The organism is Psychrobacter sp. H8-1 (assembly GCF_904846575.1).
GTDB lineage: Bacteria > Pseudomonadota > Gammaproteobacteria > Pseudomonadales > Moraxellaceae > Psychrobacter > Psychrobacter fulvigenes.
This window is the reverse complement of record NZ_CAJHBG010000001.1, coordinates 2,655,663-2,674,049: the sequence shown is the minus strand read 5'-3', so window position 1 is coordinate 2,674,049 and position 18,387 is coordinate 2,655,663. Positions and strand designations below refer to the sequence as shown.

Annotated in this window: 16 protein-coding genes and 1 pseudogene; 12 read left to right on the top strand and 5 right to left on the bottom strand. The window is 44.6% G+C overall.

Going from position 1 to position 18,387, the window contains the following annotated elements:
- Positions 1-32: 32 nt before the first annotated feature.
- A pseudogene (locus JMY01_RS11030) lies at positions 33-149 on the top strand (IS1 family transposase); the annotation flags it as partial.
- Between the two features lie 29 nt (positions 150-178).
- Here JMY01_RS11030 and JMY01_RS11025 read toward each other — a convergent pair.
- The 3 genes from JMY01_RS11025 to JMY01_RS11015 all read right to left on the bottom strand — a co-directional run bounded on the left by JMY01_RS11025 (position 179) and on the right by JMY01_RS11015 (position 2,770).
- Entirely contained in the window at positions 179-550 is a 372-nt protein-coding gene (locus tag JMY01_RS11025; RefSeq protein ID WP_201575757.1) for a barstar family protein, read from the bottom strand.
- Position 551: 1 nt separating this feature from the next.
- On the bottom strand, positions 552-1,334 hold the full coding sequence (locus JMY01_RS14340; protein ID WP_201575755.1) for a ribonuclease domain-containing protein: 783 nt from the start codon (positions 1,332-1,334) through the stop codon (positions 552-554).
- Between the two features lie 134 nt (positions 1,335-1,468).
- Positions 1,469-2,770, bottom strand: coding sequence for a glutamate-5-semialdehyde dehydrogenase (locus JMY01_RS11015; protein ID WP_201575753.1), 1,302 nt, complete (start codon positions 2,768-2,770; stop codon positions 1,469-1,471).
- A gap of 518 nt (positions 2,771-3,288) precedes the next feature.
- Between JMY01_RS11015 and JMY01_RS11010 the strand changes: the two genes are divergently transcribed.
- The 9 genes from JMY01_RS11010 to JMY01_RS10970 all read left to right on the top strand — a co-directional run bounded on the left by JMY01_RS11010 (position 3,289) and on the right by JMY01_RS10970 (position 12,602).
- Complete coding sequence (locus tag JMY01_RS11010) at positions 3,289-3,600, top strand: hypothetical protein (protein ID WP_201575751.1); 312 nt, start codon at positions 3,289-3,291, stop codon at positions 3,598-3,600.
- 219 nt (positions 3,601-3,819) lie between these two features.
- Positions 3,820-4,617: an ABC transporter ATP-binding protein gene (locus tag JMY01_RS11005; RefSeq protein ID WP_201575749.1), complete on the top strand. Its 798-nt coding sequence runs from the start codon at positions 3,820-3,822 to the stop codon at positions 4,615-4,617.
- Between the two features lie 239 nt (positions 4,618-4,856).
- On the top strand, positions 4,857-5,654 hold the full coding sequence (locus JMY01_RS11000; protein WP_374220350.1) for a transporter substrate-binding domain-containing protein: 798 nt from the start codon (positions 4,857-4,859) through the stop codon (positions 5,652-5,654).
- A gap of 59 nt (positions 5,655-5,713) precedes the next feature.
- On the top strand, positions 5,714-6,553 hold the full coding sequence (locus tag JMY01_RS10995) for a transporter substrate-binding domain-containing protein (RefSeq protein ID WP_201577550.1): 840 nt from the start codon (positions 5,714-5,716) through the stop codon (positions 6,551-6,553).
- 177 nt (positions 6,554-6,730) lie between these two features.
- Positions 6,731-7,681 (top strand): ABC transporter substrate-binding protein, encoded by a 951-nt coding sequence (locus tag JMY01_RS10990; RefSeq protein ID WP_227677873.1) that lies wholly within the window; start codon positions 6,731-6,733, stop codon positions 7,679-7,681.
- A gap of 411 nt (positions 7,682-8,092) precedes the next feature.
- Positions 8,093-8,827 (top strand): ABC transporter permease, encoded by a 735-nt coding sequence (locus JMY01_RS10985; protein WP_201575738.1) that lies wholly within the window; start codon positions 8,093-8,095, stop codon positions 8,825-8,827.
- A gap of 13 nt (positions 8,828-8,840) precedes the next feature.
- On the top strand, positions 8,841-9,566 hold the full coding sequence (locus tag JMY01_RS10980) for an ABC transporter permease (RefSeq protein WP_201575736.1): 726 nt from the start codon (positions 8,841-8,843) through the stop codon (positions 9,564-9,566).
- 213 nt (positions 9,567-9,779) lie between these two features.
- The gene (locus tag JMY01_RS10975; RefSeq protein WP_201575734.1) at positions 9,780-11,528 is read left to right on the top strand and encodes a DUF3616 domain-containing protein; all 1,749 of its coding nucleotides are present in this window, start codon (positions 9,780-9,782) and stop codon (positions 11,526-11,528) included.
- A 36-nt stretch (positions 11,529-11,564) separates the two neighbouring features.
- Complete coding sequence (locus JMY01_RS10970) at positions 11,565-12,602, top strand: hypothetical protein (RefSeq protein ID WP_201575732.1); 1,038 nt, start codon at positions 11,565-11,567, stop codon at positions 12,600-12,602.
- 43 nt (positions 12,603-12,645) lie between these two features.
- Here the strand turns inward: JMY01_RS10970 and JMY01_RS10965 are convergent, their stop codons facing one another.
- A complete protein-coding gene (locus JMY01_RS10965; protein WP_201575730.1) occupies positions 12,646-13,974 on the bottom strand; it encodes an erythromycin esterase family protein in 1,329 nt (442 codons plus the stop codon).
- Complete coding sequence (locus tag JMY01_RS14335; protein ID WP_201575729.1) at positions 13,961-14,629, bottom strand: protein-L-isoaspartate(D-aspartate) O-methyltransferase; 669 nt, start codon at positions 14,627-14,629, stop codon at positions 13,961-13,963. Before JMY01_RS14335 ends, JMY01_RS10965 begins: the two co-directional genes overlap by 14 nt.
- Before the next feature lie 441 nt (positions 14,630-15,070).
- On the opposite strand from JMY01_RS14335, the gene JMY01_RS10955 reads away from it, so the two are divergent.
- Together JMY01_RS10955 and JMY01_RS10950 are read left to right on the top strand one after the other, a co-directional pair.
- Positions 15,071-15,721, top strand: a complete 651-nt coding sequence (locus tag JMY01_RS10955) for a fumarylacetoacetate hydrolase family protein (protein ID WP_374220375.1) — start codon at positions 15,071-15,073, stop codon at positions 15,719-15,721.
- 250 nt (positions 15,722-15,971) lie between these two features.
- On the top strand, positions 15,972-18,200 hold the full coding sequence (locus tag JMY01_RS10950; RefSeq protein ID WP_201575727.1) for a PhoX family phosphatase: 2,229 nt from the start codon (positions 15,972-15,974) through the stop codon (positions 18,198-18,200).
- Positions 18,201-18,387 lie beyond the last annotated feature (187 nt).

Sequence of the window (18,387 nt, the reverse complement as noted above, 5' to 3'; positions counted from 1 at the left end):
CAGTTACACAGAATCTGGGATGGGCTCGTCGTCTTAGACACCGATTGCGTCGGGCGGTTAGAAAGACTTGTTGCTTCTCAAAAAAGCTTGATAATCACTTTAAAGTATTCGATCTGGTGTTCTTTTATATCAATTATGGCTACGTCTGATGCCAGCATACTTTTTAGAACACCACCTATTATTTATCTTCACTCGGTACCACAATCCATAACTGCGGTTTGCCAAAATCCTTATAAGCATCCTCAATTATGCTTCTAAAAACATTCAAGTCTTCGGTGTTTATCTTTTCTACGCCAACCAAACAAAGCTGCAAATGGCTGACATCGCTATCGGTCAAGCAGTCCCAAGCACTGTCCCAATTATGAGCAAAGTAGCTGGGAAAATGACACGCTTTGGCTAAGCTGGTTAACAGAGTGGCTTTATCAAGCACACCATTAATCGGAATCTTAACAGCCTGCTCAGGAATGCTATCACTTAGTGTTGTACCGTTTTGGTTAATACTGTTTTGGTTAACGCCGTTTTGGTTAATATAGTAAATGGCTTGGCTCATATCAGTTCACATCCAGTTTGGTAAAGCTATCGTAATGGTCGATGGTCAAATAATAGACGGTAGGGGGATTGCCACCCGTGACAATACGCCGCGCCCCTCGATGAGAAACTCCAGGCGTGGGTACGGTGTATTCTCGGTAGTAGCCTTGAGACTGCGTGGGTAGTCTGCCTTCGCGATTATAAAACGTCGTGCCGTCTTTATGAGGATAGGGGAAGGGCCCGCCTTGCTGAATCAAAGCAACTGTTTGGTCTATCTGTGGGTCACCAGTGATAGAGCTTGTATCCGTCTCAACATAAGAAGGCGACGGCATAGAGCTAGACTGAACCTCATTATTAAATAAGGTCGGCTTTAATTCTGTATAGCCAAAGAAGACGATCGCTATAATCGTTAAAATACTGATTGCGATAGACTTCCAGCCCTTTGTATTCTGCCCATGACTCTTTCGATTAGAGTTGCTGTTTTTATTAGAATTGTTTTTATTAGGGCGCTTAGGACTGCTGCGATGGTTTGAGCTATTGTCGTCATTTCGGTCCGAATCTGTTGACGTATGCTTAGAGGAAGATGAGTTTTCTAAGATACTTAATGAAGAATCGGTCACTTCAGTAGCTCGCAATTGATTTTTATCATTACGTTCACTATTGAAATAAACCTGCTGACCCTCCATCGGCTGCTGCGAGAGCTTCCATGTGCTGATATGAAAAAACACATCCTCACGCTGATTATTAGCGTCGATAAAGCCATAACCTTTATCTGAATTATAATATTTGACTTTACCACTTTGCATGAGCGCGTTTTCCTGTAGGTTTTGTATCTTTTAGCAGCATGTGCAACGTACTTATTTTTACTAATAAAAAACGCCAGCAATTACGCTGACGTTTTTTTGTGGATTATACTTTAAATTGTACTATAAATGGCAAATTAAGCGCGAGTCTCGCCATGCCCATAGACGATCCATTTTTGCGAGGTGAGACCTTCCAGTCCAACAGGACCGCGCGCATGGATTTTGTCGGTTGAGATACCGATCTCTGCGCCCAGACCATATTCAAAGCCATCAGCAAAACGGCTAGAGGCGTTAATCATCACGCTTGCCGAGTCTACTTCACGGATAAAGCGCTGCGACTTGCTATAGTTATCAGTGATAATCACATCGGTATGCTGACTGCCATGAGTGTTGATATGCTCAATCGCTTCATCAATGCCGCTCACTACCTTGATGGCTAAGATAGGCGCAAGATATTCGGTATCCCAGTCCTCAGACGTGGCGGCAGATAGATGACCGTCAAGCTTGGCATTACCATTCAAGATAGTTTGCGACTTATCATCGAGACGTAGCTGCATGGCATCATCGGCTGCAACAATGGCTTCGGCAATCTTCGGTAATAGCTCATCTGCAACGGCTTCATCGACCAATAGCGTCTCCATGGTATTACACGTACCGTAGCGATGGGTCTTGGCATTGACACTGACTTCGATGGCGATACTTGGCTCGGCATCGCGATCAATAAAGGTGTGGCAGTTACCGTCCAAATGTTTGATGACCGGCACTTTTGCATCGTTGCTGATACGTTCAATCAGGCCTTTGCCGCCACGGGGTACGATCACGTCCACATATTCTGTCATGGTGATCAGCTCACCGACAGCAGCGCGATCTGTGGTTTGTAGCACTTGCACGCTGTGCTCTGAGAGACCAGCGTTTTTTAGACCTTGATGGATACATTTTGCAATGGCTTGGTTGGACTCAAAGGCTTCAGAGCCGCCGCGTAGGATAATGGCGTTACCTGATTTTAGCGCAAGAGAGGCTGCCTCCAAAGTGACGTTGGGACGTGACTCATAAATCATACCGACTACACCTAGAGGGACACGCATCTTACCCAAATGGATACCTGAGGGGCGATAGGTCATATCTGTCACTTCGCCAATAGGATCAGGCAAGGTAGAGACGTCTTTTAGGCCTTGGAGCATACCCTCAAACCGATCGTCATTTAGCTCTAAGCGATCCAGTAGCGCAGCATCAAGGTCGTTTTTGTGACCCTTATCCATGTCAATTTTATTGGCAGCCAAAATATCTTTTTTAGCACTTTTTAATTCATCGTGAATAGCCATCAAGGCTGAGTTTTTGCTACCAGTATTGGCAGCGGCAAGTGCACGAGAGGCAGCACGTGCTTGCTGACCAACTTGTTGCATATAAGCGGTAACATCTGCGGTATTCGATTGACTCATAGAACATTTTCCTTATGTCTGTGGATGGGAATTGTTGATTATATGGAGGGTTGTTATTCGCTATTGATTTGTTGACAGCCAGTATTGCTGACAATGCATGAGCTACATTAAGTAGTAAGCTATATAACAGCGAATGAAAAAAAGCGAATAAAACAAAGAAAGTAGGCCAAAACCAAAAGTGGCCAAAAAACATCACTTTCTATCAATCTTCGGGGCTTTTTATCAACCTTACGGGATTATGCTATTTAACATAGAGGAGATTGGGACGATAGTAAAGACGAATTTGTGAACAGAATCTGCTTACACAGGCTTATTGAGCCCTTACGTCCCTTGTGTTTTGTCATGATTTTACCATAGGCACTCAATTGTGTAGTCGTTACGCATTCTGCACATAACTGTGCTGTAACTACTAAAGTAGTCGAGAGCAATTATGAGTATATTGAACACTGAAACCATAATTAGTTATATACCAACTTGTTCAATACTAGCTTGTTTAATACCAGCGATGGAGAGTCGAGATGACCATTATGAAAAAACCAATTAACTTGTCAACACGTAAAACTTGGCTATTTGCGTCTTTAGCCGCTGCTGCTTTAACAATCGGGGCTTGTGCCGATAAAGAGCCAGTAGCTACGGAGGATGAGACAACCATTGATGCTCAAACCACCGTGGAGCAAGAAGCAATAGCTGAAAACACGGATGATGTCGCTGTAGCAAGCGCTGATGAGAGCATGGTCGTAGGTGATAACGATGATGTTGCAGTCGCCACAGCAGATGACTCAGAAGTTCTTGATGGCAGTGAGTCAGAAGAGCATGTGTCTACCTATTAACTTAAGTTTAGTATATGTGAGTACAAAATGGCTCAGATACGTTTTTACGTTCTGAGTTTTTTTATATTGCAGCAGGTTTTGGGGAATAGGTGTAAAATTAGCCATAAAATTTGCCTTTTTACTGTATTTTGAGCGACAATGGCGCGCATCATGCCCTACATCTCTGGGCGAAAAATTATTCTGCCTTTTTATTCATATTTATTGGAAGTTTGCTAACCCATGCTTGAGACTGCCGAAAACTCGAATCGCCCGATCGCTCTAGAGCTACAAGATATTCATAAAAGCTTTGGCTCATTGGCTGTGCTCAAAGGAGTGTCACTCACTGCCTATGATGGTGATGTGATCTCTATTTTGGGCTCGTCTGGCTCTGGTAAGTCTACCTTGCTGCGCTGCATCAACTTGCTAGAAAAGCCCACCCAAGGTCGAATTATCATTGGTAATGAAGAGCTGATATTAAAGCCGACCAAATCAGGTGAGATGCAGGCGGCGAACATCAAGCAGCTAGAAAGCCTACGTGCACGAGTGGGTTTTGTCTTCCAAGGTTTTAACTTATGGCCGCACAAGACAATCTTACACAACATTATCGAAGGGCCAACACAGGTCTTAAAGATAAAAAAAGATCAAGCCATCAGCGATGCTGAAAAGCTACTGGACAAAGTAGGCTTGCTGGATAAAAAGGATGCTTACCCAGCAAACTTGTCAGGCGGTCAACGCCAGCGGGTTGCGATTGCCCGTGCATTGGCAATGCAGCCACGGGTATTGCTATTTGATGAGCCAACTTCAGCACTAGATCCTGAGCTGGTCAATGAAGTGCTGGCAGTCATGCGTGAACTAGCAGAAGAGGGGCGTACAATGTTGATTGTCACCCATGAGATGCGCTTTGCGCGTGAAGTATCAAGCCAAGTGGTGTTTTTGCATCAAGGTATCATTGAAGAGATGGGCGCACCTGAGCAAGTCTTTGACAATCCAACGTCAGAGCGCGTAAAAGACTTTATGGCTTCCCATCGTCAAAACTAACAGTGTGCTAACTAAAGCGCGTTAGTTTTGAAATTATCTAATCATAAACTCTTACTTATTTTTCATTACACAATAATGACAGTCAATACGTAAAACGTTTGTTTTTGGTATTTTAGTCAGGTATTATCGATTGAATTATCGCTTATTAATACCTGTGACTCTCAGTACTAGCATGGATGGTAGCGCTGAGAGTCATGAAGATACTTATCTAAAACCAAGCAAAAACTAAGGAACGTATGATGTCGAACTCTCGTCTACTGTGGTCATCGATGACCATTACTGCAGCGCTAGCACTTAGTGCCTGTAGCCAGCCTGCTAATGAAACCACTGATGCCAACGCTGACGCTGCCACGACAGATGTCGCTGGCAAGACCATTCGTATCGCCACTGAAGGCGCATACCCTCCTTTTAACTATACCAATGCTGATGGTAGCTTAGCGGGCTTCGATATCGATGTGGCCAATGCGCTCTGCGAGCAGATGCAAGCCAAGTGTGAAATTGTCGCTCAAGACTGGGACGGTATCATTCCAGGGCTTTTAGCACAAAAGTATGACGCAGTCGTCGCTGGCATGTCGATTACTCCTGAACGCCAAGAAAAAGTTGATTTTACTGAGCCGTATTTTGCCAACACCATGGTTTGGCTAACGGACACTGATGGCAGCTTTGACCCAAAAGCGATAGCAAACCTAACGCTTGGTGGACAGCGCTCAACCACGCCAGGGGCTTATCTGCAAGATAACTATGAAGGCAAAGACGGCAACACTGTGCAGCTGTATGATAACTATGACAACGCTTACTTAGATCTAAAATCAGGCCGCAGTGATGCAGTGCTGGCCGAAAAAGTCTCTGCCAACTCTTGGCTAGCAGATAATCCTGAAGGTTTTGGCATCGTTGGTGATGAGATTGATAACGATGATAATATTGCTATCGCTGTTCGTAAAGATGACCCTCTAAAAGATGAGTTAAACAAAGCATTGAGCGAAATCCGTATCAATGGTGAGTTGGCCCGTCTTGAGCAGGCAAACTTTAGCCAGTAACCGTCAACAAACCCTGATTTAGAAACGTGATCTGATTTAGACATGAAGGAATAGCAATGATGATATCATCAATGAAAACAAAAACAATGTGGCTTGCACCACTAAGTGCGGCGATGCTTATGTTGGCTGGTTGTAGCAATGGCTCAGCCCCAGAAGAAAGTGCGGCCACTGATACCACTGCCGATGCTCCAATGAGCGTAAAAATAGCGACTGAGTCAAGCTATAAGCCCTTTAGCTATACGGATGCTGATGGCAAGCTGATTGGCTATGAGATTGAGCTAGTCGACGCTTTATGTGCGCAGATGAAAGCAGAGTGTGAGCTTATCTCTCAGGACTGGGATGGTCTTATCCCAGGTCTAAACGCACAGAAATTTGATGCCGTTATCGCTGGTATGTCAATCACCCCTGAGCGTAAAGAAGTCGTAGAATTCACTGATCCGTACTTTCATACTGGTATTATCTTGATCGGTAAAAAAGGCGATGATATCAGTGTGGCAGATCTAGCAGGGCAGCCAGTTGCTTCACAACGCTCGACAGTGTCATCACAGTACTTACAAGATGAGTATCCAGATGCTGATATCAAGCTTTATGATACCCAAGATAACGCCTATCTAGATCTTACTTCAGGCCGCGTACGCGCGATGATGTCAGATAAAGTGACTGGTATTGATTGGTTAAAAACTGAAGCTGGTCAAAACTATGAAGTGAAAGGCGATGAGATTAGCACTGAGGAAGATGCGATGGGCATTGCGTTTCGTAAAGGTGATCCTTTAGTGGCTAAGTTCAACACTGCTTTGGCTGAGATTAAAGCTGATGGTACCTATGATCAGATCACTGGCAGCTACTTTGGTACCAGCACCACTGCTGCTGCACAAGAAGCAGAAACAACGACCAACTAATCTACGTATATAACAACCTACGTATTTAAAGGCTTACGTATTTAAGGGTAAGTCTCTTAAAGACAAGTCGCTTAAGGTCTGCATGTTATCTAACAGAGTTTTAGGTTGATGACATAGCAGGCCTTAACTTTTTATAGAGTAAGCAGTTTATCTAGTAACAAAAACAGGAAATCAAGGATGACTATCGGTAACACGCCAAGAATGAATATTTCAAACAGCAGTTCTGCCCAGTTTATAGCCAATACTAAGTCCAACATTCGCTCTGTGCGCCGTCTATCGCTATCGCTTTTTGCAGCAATAACAGCCGCTGCTTTAGTGGGCTGTGGTAGTGGTTCAGATGCTGGTAGTGAGACCAACGCAGATAATACGGCAGCGAACGCAGCTGCGCCTGCGGGCGAGGTGTTGCGTATTGGTACGGAAGGGGCTTATGCGCCTTTTAACTATACCAATGCTGATGGAACACTTGGTGGGTTTGACGTCGATATGGCCAATGCCATCTGTGACGATATGCAGGTCACTTGTGAGATTGTTGCCCAAGATTGGGATGGTATCATTCCAGGGCTAAAAGCGGGTAAGTACGATGCCATCGTAGCGGCGATGTCGATTACGCCAGAGCGCGCGCAACAAGTTGTTTTTACCGAGCCTTACTTTAGCAACTCTTTGGTGTTTTTAGCAAAAAAAGACAGCAGCTTTGACCCTAGTAAAAGCAGCGATATTAATGCTCACTCTATAGCAGCGCAGCGCTCTACACTCTCCTCGCAGTGGTTGGAGGGCGAGTATCCAGAAGTCAATATGAAGCTATATGATACGCTAAGCAATGCATTTTTGGACTTAGAGTCAGGCCGAGTGGATGCCATGATATCTGATAAGCTACCAGCGATAGAGTGGCTAAGCTCAGAGTCTGGCGGTGACTATGCGGTCAAAGGCGATGAGATCGATATCGATGACCACTTTGCCATTGCTGTGCGTCCTGGTGATGAGCTGCAAGCAAAAATCAATCAGTCCTTGGCCAATCTAAAAGCCAATGGTACTTACGATAAAATCAATCAAAAATACTTTGCGGTGCCAACGTCTGCTACGGTAGTGACAGCCGAGTCCGAAGTTATGGCAGACAGCACTGCTCAGTAGCAGGTTGAAAGAGTCATACCTTTTTATTTTGAACTGAGGATACTATCGTTGTCTTGCAAAAGGATATTACCAAACTGGTGATATCCTTTTTTCTTTATAAATGCTGACTGAACAGTGTTGTATTCACTGTTTTATTTTTAGCGAATTTAGTATGATGCGTGCTGGTTTGGATGCAGCTTTTACGTGCGAGCATTAACATAGAGTCTACTGATTATGATAAAATCACAACTCTTTTCTACCGAGTCAATTATCGTCGCCATAATCGTAGGAACTGCACGTCAATCTATGACGCAAAAGACCCATCTCTAGATGGTCTACCATACGATTATCAGCAGCGCTCAGCCATTGGTGCTGATTCTTTTAACTCATATTTTGCTAACTTGCTAATATAAAGAGACTGAGTGGACAACCGTGTTTGATTTACAAGGGTTCGGCGCGCTATTACTTAGCGGCGCAACTGTCACCATAAAGCTTGCCATGACCAGTTTGATCATAGGCATGTTTTTGGGGCTTCTGGGTGCCACCGCCAAGCTGTCAAATGTCTGGATACTGCGCAAAATTGCGACTGTCTATACGGCAACGATGCGCGGTATTCCCGAGCTATTATTGGTGCTATTCATTTACTATGGCGGCTCCATGCTGCTCATGAGCGTCCTCAAAAAATTCGGTTATAACGAATATGTTGAGATCAGTGCGTTTTGGGGCGGGGTGATGGCGCTGTCTATCGCTTTTGGTGCCTATGCGACTGAGATTTTGCGCATGTCTATCCAAGAGATTCCGGTAGGTCAAAGCGAAGCTGCGCAAGCGATTGGTATGCGTCCCTTTCAGATATTTTATCGTATTACTTTACCGCAAGTATGGCAGATTGCACTACCAGGTCTTGGTAACTTATTTTTAGTCCTATTAAAAGACACGGCTTTGGTATCTGTTGTGGGTCTCAAAGACATTATGTATCAGTCATCACGCGCGGCTCAGTCGACACAGCAGCCTTTCACTTTTTATATGGCGGCTGCGATTATTTATTTGGGTCTAACTATGCTGATCACAGGGTTTATGATGTGGCTTGAGTGGCGTGCAAATCCAGCCGCACGCTATGCCAAAAAACTGAGCCGTCAAACAGCGCCCCGTCAATCGACCATAGGGTAGAGGAGAGAGTCTTATGGATTGGAATTGGCAGGTTATTTTCGATCATATCCTAGATCTACTAGGCGGGGCGGTATTGACCGTGCAGCTGGTGGTTATTTCGGGCATTATCGGTTTATTCTTTGGTTTGATTTTAGCTTTACTACGCTTGTCAAAAAGCTGGGTAGTACAAATATTACCTTTTCTTTATATTTTCTTTTTTCGTGGCACGCCGCTGCTGGTACAGATATTCTTGATTTATTATGGCCTCGGGCAGTTTGAGGCAGTGCGCAACTCCTTCTTATGGGAGCCAGTGCTGAGCCAAGCCTACTGGTGTGCCATTATTGCCTTCACCATGAATACCAGTGCATATCTCGCTGAGATTATTCGCGGCGCTATTCAGACTATTCCGGTTGGTGAGCTTGAGGCTGCCGATGCTGTTGGTATGTCTAAGTGGCAGAAGCTGACGCGCATTACCTTGCCGCGAGCGTTTGGTATTGTGATCCCTGCTTACAGTAATGAAGTTATCTTTATGCTCAAAGGTAGCGCTCTAGCGTCAACCATTGCTCTGATGGATATTACAGGGGTTGCCCGTACGATCAGCGCGCGTACTTATACTTTGATGGAGTTGTTTTTCGCTGCTGGTATTGTTTACTTATTATTATCTTGGATTATTTTATTTGCCTTTGGTCGGTTTGAAAAAAGAATGAATCGCCATCTCGGTTATGTGCCGCCAGATGTAGCGACGCGCACTATTCCTTAGGTTTCAATGTTCTTAACTTATTTTAATGTGGTTGCAAAATACTGACAGCTTGGCAACAAAGGTGCAGTAAGGTATATATATGTTTAAATGAATGATTTATTATTTAGACATATGACCTTTATCGACAGTCGCCATATTTGTTTCAAGTCGCTGTTTTTTGCGAGAGGCTATGTGTTAAAGGTTCCTGTATCCAAACATTAAGTAGGGCAAACTTTGAGCAAAGACTTAAGTAATGAGCCAAGCAAGGATTTAAATAAAGAAACAAGTAAAGACCTGAGTAAAGACTCTATCAAAGATTTGAGTAAGAAGCTTAGTAATAGCTTGAGCAAAGAGTTAGAAAGAACCAAGAGGAAGGAAAAAGAGAGGAAAGATAGAGAAAAAGCCGAGGCTCAGGCTGACAAACAACCGCTTCTCGGCACATCTAAAGCGGTAGAAACTATGTTTCGCAACGCCTTACGGGCTGAGCTTGACTTGATTGCGCTAGCAGCCACCAAAGCCAATATCATGATTTCCCTAAATGGGGTAATCATTTCGGCACTGATGATTTCTGGGGCATTTATCTTTGCCTCCTCACCGACATTTATTATCCCTGCAGGGATATTTATGTTCACCGCATTGGCCTCAATTCTCTTCGCCATTCTCTCAGCATCTCCCGAAAAAGCGCATTTTTTCAATGGCTTTTCAAGCTGGTTTGGTGCTCTTCTCAAACGTGAAGCGGGCTTTGGTGATTTGCGCACGTATCTCGATCGTGCCAATCAGTCTGGGGATGATGGTGACGATCTTAATCTGCTCATCAATACCGATCGCATGATGCTCTCACGAGAAGACTATTGGGAACAGATGCAGCTCTTAATACAAGATCGTGATGAGACCTATCGAGCGATGAGCTATCAGCTGTATTGGCTTGGTCAGATGAGCGCCCGAAAATTTAAGCTACTCAATGTCTCCTATGCTGCTTTTCGTTGGGGTTTACTGATCTCAGTTTTGGCATCGCTTATTCTACATTCCTTGTTGTTCCTATATCCTAATGTATTAGAAAAACCTCCAGCACGCTTGACAGAGTCGGGCATGGGGGCATTTAGTGGGTTGTATGAGCCCTCAGGTGCTCAGCAGCTTCCTGATGGCAATATGTTGGTGGTTGAGGATGAAGCTAAGCGTGCCATGAATATTCTGACCGTTGCGCCCGATGGTGGCTTGGTAGAGAATGCAATTTCCAACCTCAGACTGACTCGAAGCTTTGGGCGTGAGCTCAATGATTTGGAAGGGCTGGCAGCCGACGCACAAGGCTTCATTTATGCAACTACCTCGCATTCATCGGATAAGAACGGCATACGCCAGCCAGCACGTGAGCAGCTCCTAAGGTTTAATGTAAAAGGTAGTAAAGCGGGCAATATCGCTACCGTCACCACATTGCGTGATGCTTTGACAGAGTCACAATTAATCGCTGCAGCAATTAGAGCACGCACAGGTGAGGACGCCAATTTTGACAAACTTGATATTGAAGGTTTGGTTTATTATGACAAAACTCAGGAGTTATTACTTGGTTTGCGTGACCCAGTCGTGGCCAATCTGACTATGATTGTTCCTATTACCAATCCTGCTGAGATGTTCGATAATGATGCCGCTCCAGCATTTGGTGAGCCTATTTTTCTTGATATAGAAGGCGGCGGCATTCGCTCCTTACATTTTGATAAGGCGTTAGATAGATTTATTATTGCCAATGAGCTCGAGGATGAGGAAGGGGATAAGTTTTCACAAATATGGACGTGGAGTGGCAACGTGCAAGACGAAACCATACCTATGGACTTACCTCAATTATTGGACTTAAAGAACATAGAGGCGATTAGTACGATTACGGTTGATGGCGAGTCAAAGCTGGTATTTATGGCCGATGAAGGCGATGCCAAAAAAGGGGTTCATGCCAGATACGTCATATTAGATTATGAGGAGTTCACAAAATAACGTGACACGCCCTAATCAGTTTTACGATAAGAGGTCATGATGCAGCAGTTACCAAAGGATTCTTTTTTACATTTTCGCCGAAGGATGTCGGCTTCAGCGTTGGCGGCCATAATGTTTGGTGCAGTTTTGTATGTTTATCCCAATGTCTCGTCTCAAGCAGCGCTGAGCTTGAGCGATGATGGCCTGGGAGTTTTTAGTGAGATTTATGAGCCCTCAGGCGTGATTCAGTTGGCAGATGATAGAGTGCTGATTGTTGAGGATGAGGTGCATAGAGCCATGAGGCTTTTGACCATTGCGCCAAATGGGGCTTTGGTTGAAGATAATGATGCTAATGAGCAGCTTACTAAGAGCTTTGATAATAAGCTTTCTGACCTAGAAGCAGCAGCCACTGATCATAGAGGTTATGTGTACGCTACTACCTCACACTCAAACGTAAAAAAGAACAAGCGCGACGAAGATCGTGAGCGCTTGCTAAGGTTTCGAGTGCAGGGCAACAATGCCATTGATATCAGTGAAGTCACGAGTCTGCGTGATGATTTAGAGCAGTCAGAACTGATTGCTGATGCGATAAAAGCGCATTCAGGTGACAAGCCTGATTTTGATGACCTTGATATCGAAGGCTTAACTTATCAGCGTAAAACTAACAGTCTGCTGCTGGGCTTGCGTGCGCCAATGTCAGATAATAAGAGTGTTATTATAGCCATTACCAATCCAGATCAGGTGTTCGATAAGGGCGCTGCTCCTGAGTTTGCCAAACCTATCTTTTTAGATATGGATGATGGTGGTATTCGCTCTTTGCATTTTAATAGTGATTTGAACAAATACGTTATCGCCAACGAAGTCGAAAACAAAAAAGGCAAGAACCGCTCAAAAATATGGACATGGAGTGGTGATGCTAAAGACGATCCTGTCCTTATGGATTTGCCTGAGCTGGATGATTTAAGAAACATAGAGGGTGTTGCTGCGGTTACCGTTAATGGTCAAAAAAAGCTATTATTCACCCCCGATGAAGGGGTGGAGAAAAAAGAGAAACCAGCGAAATATCGCTACGTTGATCAAAGCAAATTTAGATAGCCAAGCAGGTTGAATTTATAAACCAATATTTATAAACCAATATTTATAAACCGAAGGGGAAGGTGTCGAATGTGTTGTCCTTCCTCTGTTTTGGCAAAGCTTCAACCGCACGCGTTTTATTAAACCAGATATACTCATCAAACTGGGAGGGCAAAGAGGCATAAAAATAATGACTCTGTAGCTCAGTTTCAGGTCTATAAATGACGCCTATCGCTCGTTCTAAACGCTCTGGTAGTAATTCTTTACGGATGTCTTCATTTAGTGGATAACGTAATGGTAAAAGAAAGTTATCAGTAGATACCTCATGAAAAATACGTTCATAACTGTCGATATGTGAGGGCTGTACTGGTTTTATTTCCATTGGCCCTCCCCATCTAGACGCAGCGGCAACGGTACCATGATCGGTGCCAAAACCTATATTATAGGCTTTATCGCCATATTCTTGACGTGCTAATTGACCTATATTTAATTCGCCACGTGCGCCCATTTGAGTTGCCCGAGCATCACCAATGTGGGAATTGTGCGCCCAAACGACCGCCTTTGATTTGGAACCTCTAAACTCAAGCACCGCCTGCAATGCTTCAAACATGTGTTGATCGCGCTGATTCCATGAGTTGTTTTCAGCACAATAAAGAGTACGGTAATAACGTTCGGCATTGACTATCAGCTTGGCATTTTGTTCGGCGTCAAAAAACTGCTCTCCACTGGCTACAGAATATTCTAAGCGCTTATTGACTAAATCCTGTAGATTTTTTAGTACTTCTGTCTCACAGCCCTCGTGCTGCTTGGTTGCAACAGTATGACCATACAGAGCAGGGTCGTCTGCCCAAGGCATCAGACAGCCATAACGATCGCGGGCAGTATCTGCCGCCTTATGGTCTACTTGCTGTAAATAGTCCAATACTGCTTCAATAGAGCTGTATAAGCTGTATAAATCCAGACCATAAAAACCTACTTTTTGTGCTGGAGACTCAGTTTTAGCGTTCTCAATTTTAGTATTATAGGCATGAAGCCAATGGGTAAACTCAAGCATGGATTGATTTGCCCACATCCAAGTAGGAAATCTCGAAAAAGGCTTATTTTGCAGCAAAGCATCATCTTCTCTGCCATTAATATAATGATGGATATGCGCGGCATCTGGCCAGTCCGCTTCAGCAGTGATAATAGTGAAACCTTTCTTTTCTATCAGCTCTTTGGTGATACGCGCCCGCATTTCATAAAATTCAGCCGTTCCATGTGATGATTCTCCAAGCAATACGACACGGCTGTCTCCAATACGCTCCATGAGATTATCTAGATTGACGTCATCAATATTTGCAAAATGCTCACTTGATTGGCCAACTAACTCAGGCAAAGTTCTATGATCTTTCATTACTTTCCTCCTGCCAACCTGCTGCACCAACCAAAGGTACAAATCGAACGTCTCCCAAATCTTCTGTTTTATATTCATCTTTACTGATACGACGAACACGTACCAGTTTCTGTAAATTTAAAGATTGACCAACGGGAATGACCATCCGTCCGCCAATGGCTAACTGTTCTTTAAGTGTTTGCGGTACTTCAGGCCCACCTGCTGCCACTATGATGGCATCAAAAGGTGCCTGCTCTACCCAGCCAAGGGTACCATCGCCATGCTTGACCTGAACATTGGTATATCCCGTCTCTTTTAGCCTTGCCCGGGCAGTATCTGCCAAAGTTTTATGGCGCTCAATCGTATAGACATTCTCACAGATCTCTCCGAGCACTGCTGCGGCATAGCCAGAGCCTGTACCAACTTCGAGTACGCGGTGATCTGGTTTTAACTCAAGTGCCGCAGTCATCAATGCCACAATATAAGGCTGTGAAATGGTCTGATTTTCCTCAATAGGTAAGGGGGAGTCTCTATAAGCAGATCCGATGAGGTCTGCAGGCGTAAATGCTTCGCGCGGTACCTTACCCAACGCATTAAGTACCGTTTGATCATGCAAGCCACGAGCCTTGAGTTGCTCATCTATCATTTGCTGTCTTAATTTTTTAAAATGACTCATTATGATCTCCTTAATTTTCATTTTGGAAGATTAGATATCACATACAGACAATCCTAAATAAGAAAGGTATAACAATGTGTAATTGAGAAAAAATCATTCGCTGGCTGTACGTCGTTCCAAAGGGCTGTAAGCTTTACCAAAGGTTGTGTGCAAGGTCTTTTGTTAGCCTGTGTTTTTTAAAGTGAACCGATTATATTTATTGTTTTAACTAACGAGAAATACACGCCCTAATAACCATGATGCTAAAGGTGATATAGTTCTAGGTTATGGTTAATACTTCTTCAGTTCAATGAGTTTTCGTCTGACTTTTGTCATATTAAAATAATATCCATAAATTTATAGTGAGAATCTATTATGAGCCAATCGCCACATATGTCTTTAATTGACACCCTTGCAGCGAATACTAATGAAGTTGACACCGAGGCTAAAGCCAACAAGAGCTTGCAGACTGCCATCGGCAAAGTTGTCTGTGTCGGTCGTAACTATGCCGCTCATGCTGCTGAGCTTGGTAATGCTGTACCGACGCGCCCATTATTGTTTATCAAGCCTGCTTCTAGCATCATCTCTTTAACAGACGCAATTCCTAGCATTATCAAGGATGTGCCTCGAGATAAAAGCTACCCAGTACATTATGAAGCTGAGCTGTGTATTCGTTTGGGACGTGACTTAAAATCTGCCTCGCTAGAGGAAGTGATGAGCACCACGGATTTGATTACATCGGTTACGTTAGGACTGGATTTGACGTTGCGCGATATGCAAAGCGAGCTGAAGGAAAAAGGCCATCCGTGGGAGCGAGCGAAGTGTTTTGATGGCTCTTGCGTCTTGGGTGAGTGGGTAAGTGCAGAGGCGTTTGCTGATTTTACTCAAGTAAACTATCAGCTCTATATCAATGATGAGCTCAAGCAAGATGGCGACAGCGCTTTGATGCTGTTTCCCGTTTATGAACTGCTCAGTGAAATTAGCCATGCCTTTAGTCTGCAAGCGGGCGATGTAATAATGACCGGCACGCCAAGCGGGGTTGGGGTATTGCAGGCAGGTGATAAGTTGCGGCTAACGCTTGGTACGCATGAGTGGCAGGCGAGCGTAGAGTAGGTTTTTTACCAAGTAGCATCCCTCAAAAACAGAAAGCCAAATCTAACCTCAAGTGTGATGCTTGGGGTTTTTTTGTGCAGTAAATTCTTTCTACTTGAACACACCTTGTCATCATATTGTCATCTAACTTTCATCCTAGTGTCATGAGGGCTGAGTAGACTCAAGCGTAATTCGTACTTTTGTAGTCGTCACTACAAAGATGTGATGATTCCATTCATGCCAACTTAGCCTAACAGCACGGTGACCAATAATGACATTATTAAAGAACAAGCAAAATCTTGCCCATGAAGTTGTTGAAGACTCCAACCCTACTAACAATACCAGCTTTCAAACCATCATCAACCGTCGCTTGAACCGCCGTAGTATCCTAAAGGGCGGTACGGGATTGACCGCTGCTGCTTTTTTTGGTGCTGTTCCTCTAGTAGCATGTAGTGACGATGATGACAGCAATGCGACCGCGAATAATGACAATAGCGCCGCTATCCCTGCGCAGGGTGACTTAACCCGTCCTGAGACGTTAGAGTTTACCGCAGTCGCCCACTCAACCGCTGCAACGATGAGTGTGGCAGCAGGTTATAAGGCTGAGATAGTATTGCCACTAGGAACACCGCTAATCTCTGGGATTGAGGAGTGGAAAGACAACCGTGAGCAGTCTGCTGAATCGTTTGAATGGCGCATGGGTGATAACCATGATGGCATGTGGTTTTTTGGAAAAAAGAACGGCGCCTATGATGCAAAAGCGTCAGATAGTGGTCTGTTGGTCATGAATCATGAGTATGTTAATAGTAGCGAGCTGAGCCCTTTTGGTTACCATGTGATCGAGGATGATAAAGCTGCGCCTATATTCCAGAATCGTCGCCTCGCCAGTGATGTGCGCCGTGAGGTCAACTGTCATGGGGTTGCCGTCGTTGAGATGACCCGACGCGAAGATGGAACGGGCTATGAGATGGTGCTCAATTCAAAATATAATCGCCGCATCACCAGTAGTACAGTTGCACAACTGGCTGGCCCTGTAGCAGGCTCTGAGTTAGTGAAGACCAAGTTTGATCCAACTGGCTTTCAGACTCGCGGTATCAACAACAACTGCGGCGCTGGTCTGTCACCTTGGGGGACTTATCTGACTACAGAAGAGAACTTTTTGGGCGTTTTTGCACGCGGTAAAGACGCCAGTCAACTTAGCGAAGGGCATGACTATGGCCGTGTTCGTTATGGGGCGACTGAGAATTTCCCTGGTTGGGACTATCTCTGGCATACGCCTGATGGTAAGGATGCCAAGATAGCGGATGAGTTCTCACGCTGGGACATGACTGCTACTGGAGTCAATGCAACTGATGATTACCGTAATGCATTCAATACCTTTGGCTATATTACCGAGATTGATCCCTTTGACCAAAACTCTTTACCACAAAAGCGTACTGCACTGGGTCGCTTTGCTCACGAAAACTGCGCTTATGCACCTGTGGAGCAAGGTAAGCCTGTTGTCTTCTATATGGGAGATGACGCTCGTGGAGAGTATATTTATAAGTTTGTCTCCAAAGCCAAGTGGTCAAATAAAGATATCGGTGGTGGCTTAAAGGCAGGTGATAAATACCTGAATGAAGGCACGCTATACGTGGCGATTTTTAATGAAGATGGTAGTGGTCAGTGGCAAGCCTTGACTCATGGTCAAAATGGACTGGATGTTGCTAATAGCGCGATGCCTTTTAAGGGACAAGATGACATCTTAGTCTTTGCTCGTGCTGCTGCTGATGCGGTAGGAGCGACTAAGATGGATCGTCCAGAATGGGTGTCTGTCAGTCCCATGACGGGTGAGGTTTATGTAACTTTGACCAATAATAAGTATCGCGGCGAACGAGAAGATCAGCCAGTGTCAGCGTCTAACCCGCGCAGCTATGACGCTCGTGGGAAAGCGCGCGGCAATGACAATGGGCACATCATTCGTTGGGCAGAAACAGACGGCGACCATGCCGCACTGAGCTTTGAGTGGGACATCTATCTATTTGCAGCACCCAGTGACTTGTCAGCAGAAAACTTATCAGAGCTGAATCAGAATAATGACTTCTCCTCACCAGACGGTTTGTACTTTGACCCACGTGGTGTGTTATGGATTCAGACGGATGACGGTGCCTATACGGATACCAGCAGCTGTATGTTACTGGCGGCGCTACCGGGAAGTGTGAATGACGGTATACTCACAACGACGTCAGCAGGGCAGCCAACCCGAGTGGGGAGAGCAGCCAGTAATGATAATATCAAACGCTTTTTTGTCGGTCCTGAAGGCTGCGAAGTGACGGGCATTACGATGACCCCAGACTTCAAGACTCTGTTTATCAATATTCAGCATCCTGGCAATACGTGGGGCGCAGTTGCGGGCGGTAGTACCCCGCGCTCAGCCACGGTCATGATTACCAAAGAAGATGGCGATGTGATATTGGCAGAGTCATTTTTACCGACAACTAATACGACATCAGTGACTTAAGCAGCAAGCTGATTCATACTTTATAGAGTAACTTATATCTAAAACCCCAGCTGTGTCTGGGGTTTTGATTCAGCGCTGAAAATACATTCAATCATACTAACTTATCAGTACGCTTCATAGCAGACGTATCTGTCAGTCAAATCATTCCCCTTTCGTTTCGTGCATTTACAGGATAATATGTAATGCT

What these genes read in the sequence shown, in the direction of transcription:
- JMY01_RS11025 (WP_201575757.1), bottom strand. Translation starts at nt 550, where the DNA reads ATGAGCCAAGCCATTTACTATATTAACCAAAACGGCGTTAACCAAAAC.
- JMY01_RS10965 (WP_201575730.1), bottom strand. Translation starts at nt 13,974, where the DNA reads ATGAAAGATCATAGAACTTTGCCTGAGTTAGTTGGCCAATCAAGTGAG.
- JMY01_RS11005 (WP_201575749.1), top strand. Translation starts at nt 3,820, where the DNA reads ATGCTTGAGACTGCCGAAAACTCGAATCGCCCGATCGCTCTAGAGCTA.
- JMY01_RS11010 (WP_201575751.1), top strand. Translation starts at nt 3,289, where the DNA reads ATGACCATTATGAAAAAACCAATTAACTTGTCAACACGTAAAACTTGG.
- JMY01_RS10950 (WP_201575727.1), top strand. Translation starts at nt 15,972, where the DNA reads ATGACATTATTAAAGAACAAGCAAAATCTTGCCCATGAAGTTGTTGAA.
- JMY01_RS10970 (WP_201575732.1), top strand. Translation starts at nt 11,565, where the DNA reads ATGATGCAGCAGTTACCAAAGGATTCTTTTTTACATTTTCGCCGAAGG.
- JMY01_RS11000 (WP_374220350.1), top strand. Translation starts at nt 4,857, where the DNA reads ATGTCGAACTCTCGTCTACTGTGGTCATCGATGACCATTACTGCAGCG.
- JMY01_RS14340 (WP_201575755.1), bottom strand. Translation starts at nt 1,334, where the DNA reads ATGCAAAGTGGTAAAGTCAAATATTATAATTCAGATAAAGGTTATGGC.
- JMY01_RS14335 (WP_201575729.1), bottom strand. Translation starts at nt 14,629, where the DNA reads ATGAGTCATTTTAAAAAATTAAGACAGCAAATGATAGATGAGCAACTC.
- JMY01_RS10995 (WP_201577550.1), top strand. Translation starts at nt 5,714, where the DNA reads ATGATATCATCAATGAAAACAAAAACAATGTGGCTTGCACCACTAAGT.
- JMY01_RS10980 (WP_201575736.1), top strand. Translation starts at nt 8,841, where the DNA reads ATGGATTGGAATTGGCAGGTTATTTTCGATCATATCCTAGATCTACTA.
- JMY01_RS11015 (WP_201575753.1), bottom strand. Translation starts at nt 2,770, where the DNA reads ATGAGTCAATCGAATACCGCAGATGTTACCGCTTATATGCAACAAGTT.
- JMY01_RS10990 (WP_227677873.1), top strand. Translation starts at nt 6,731, where the DNA reads ATGACTATCGGTAACACGCCAAGAATGAATATTTCAAACAGCAGTTCT.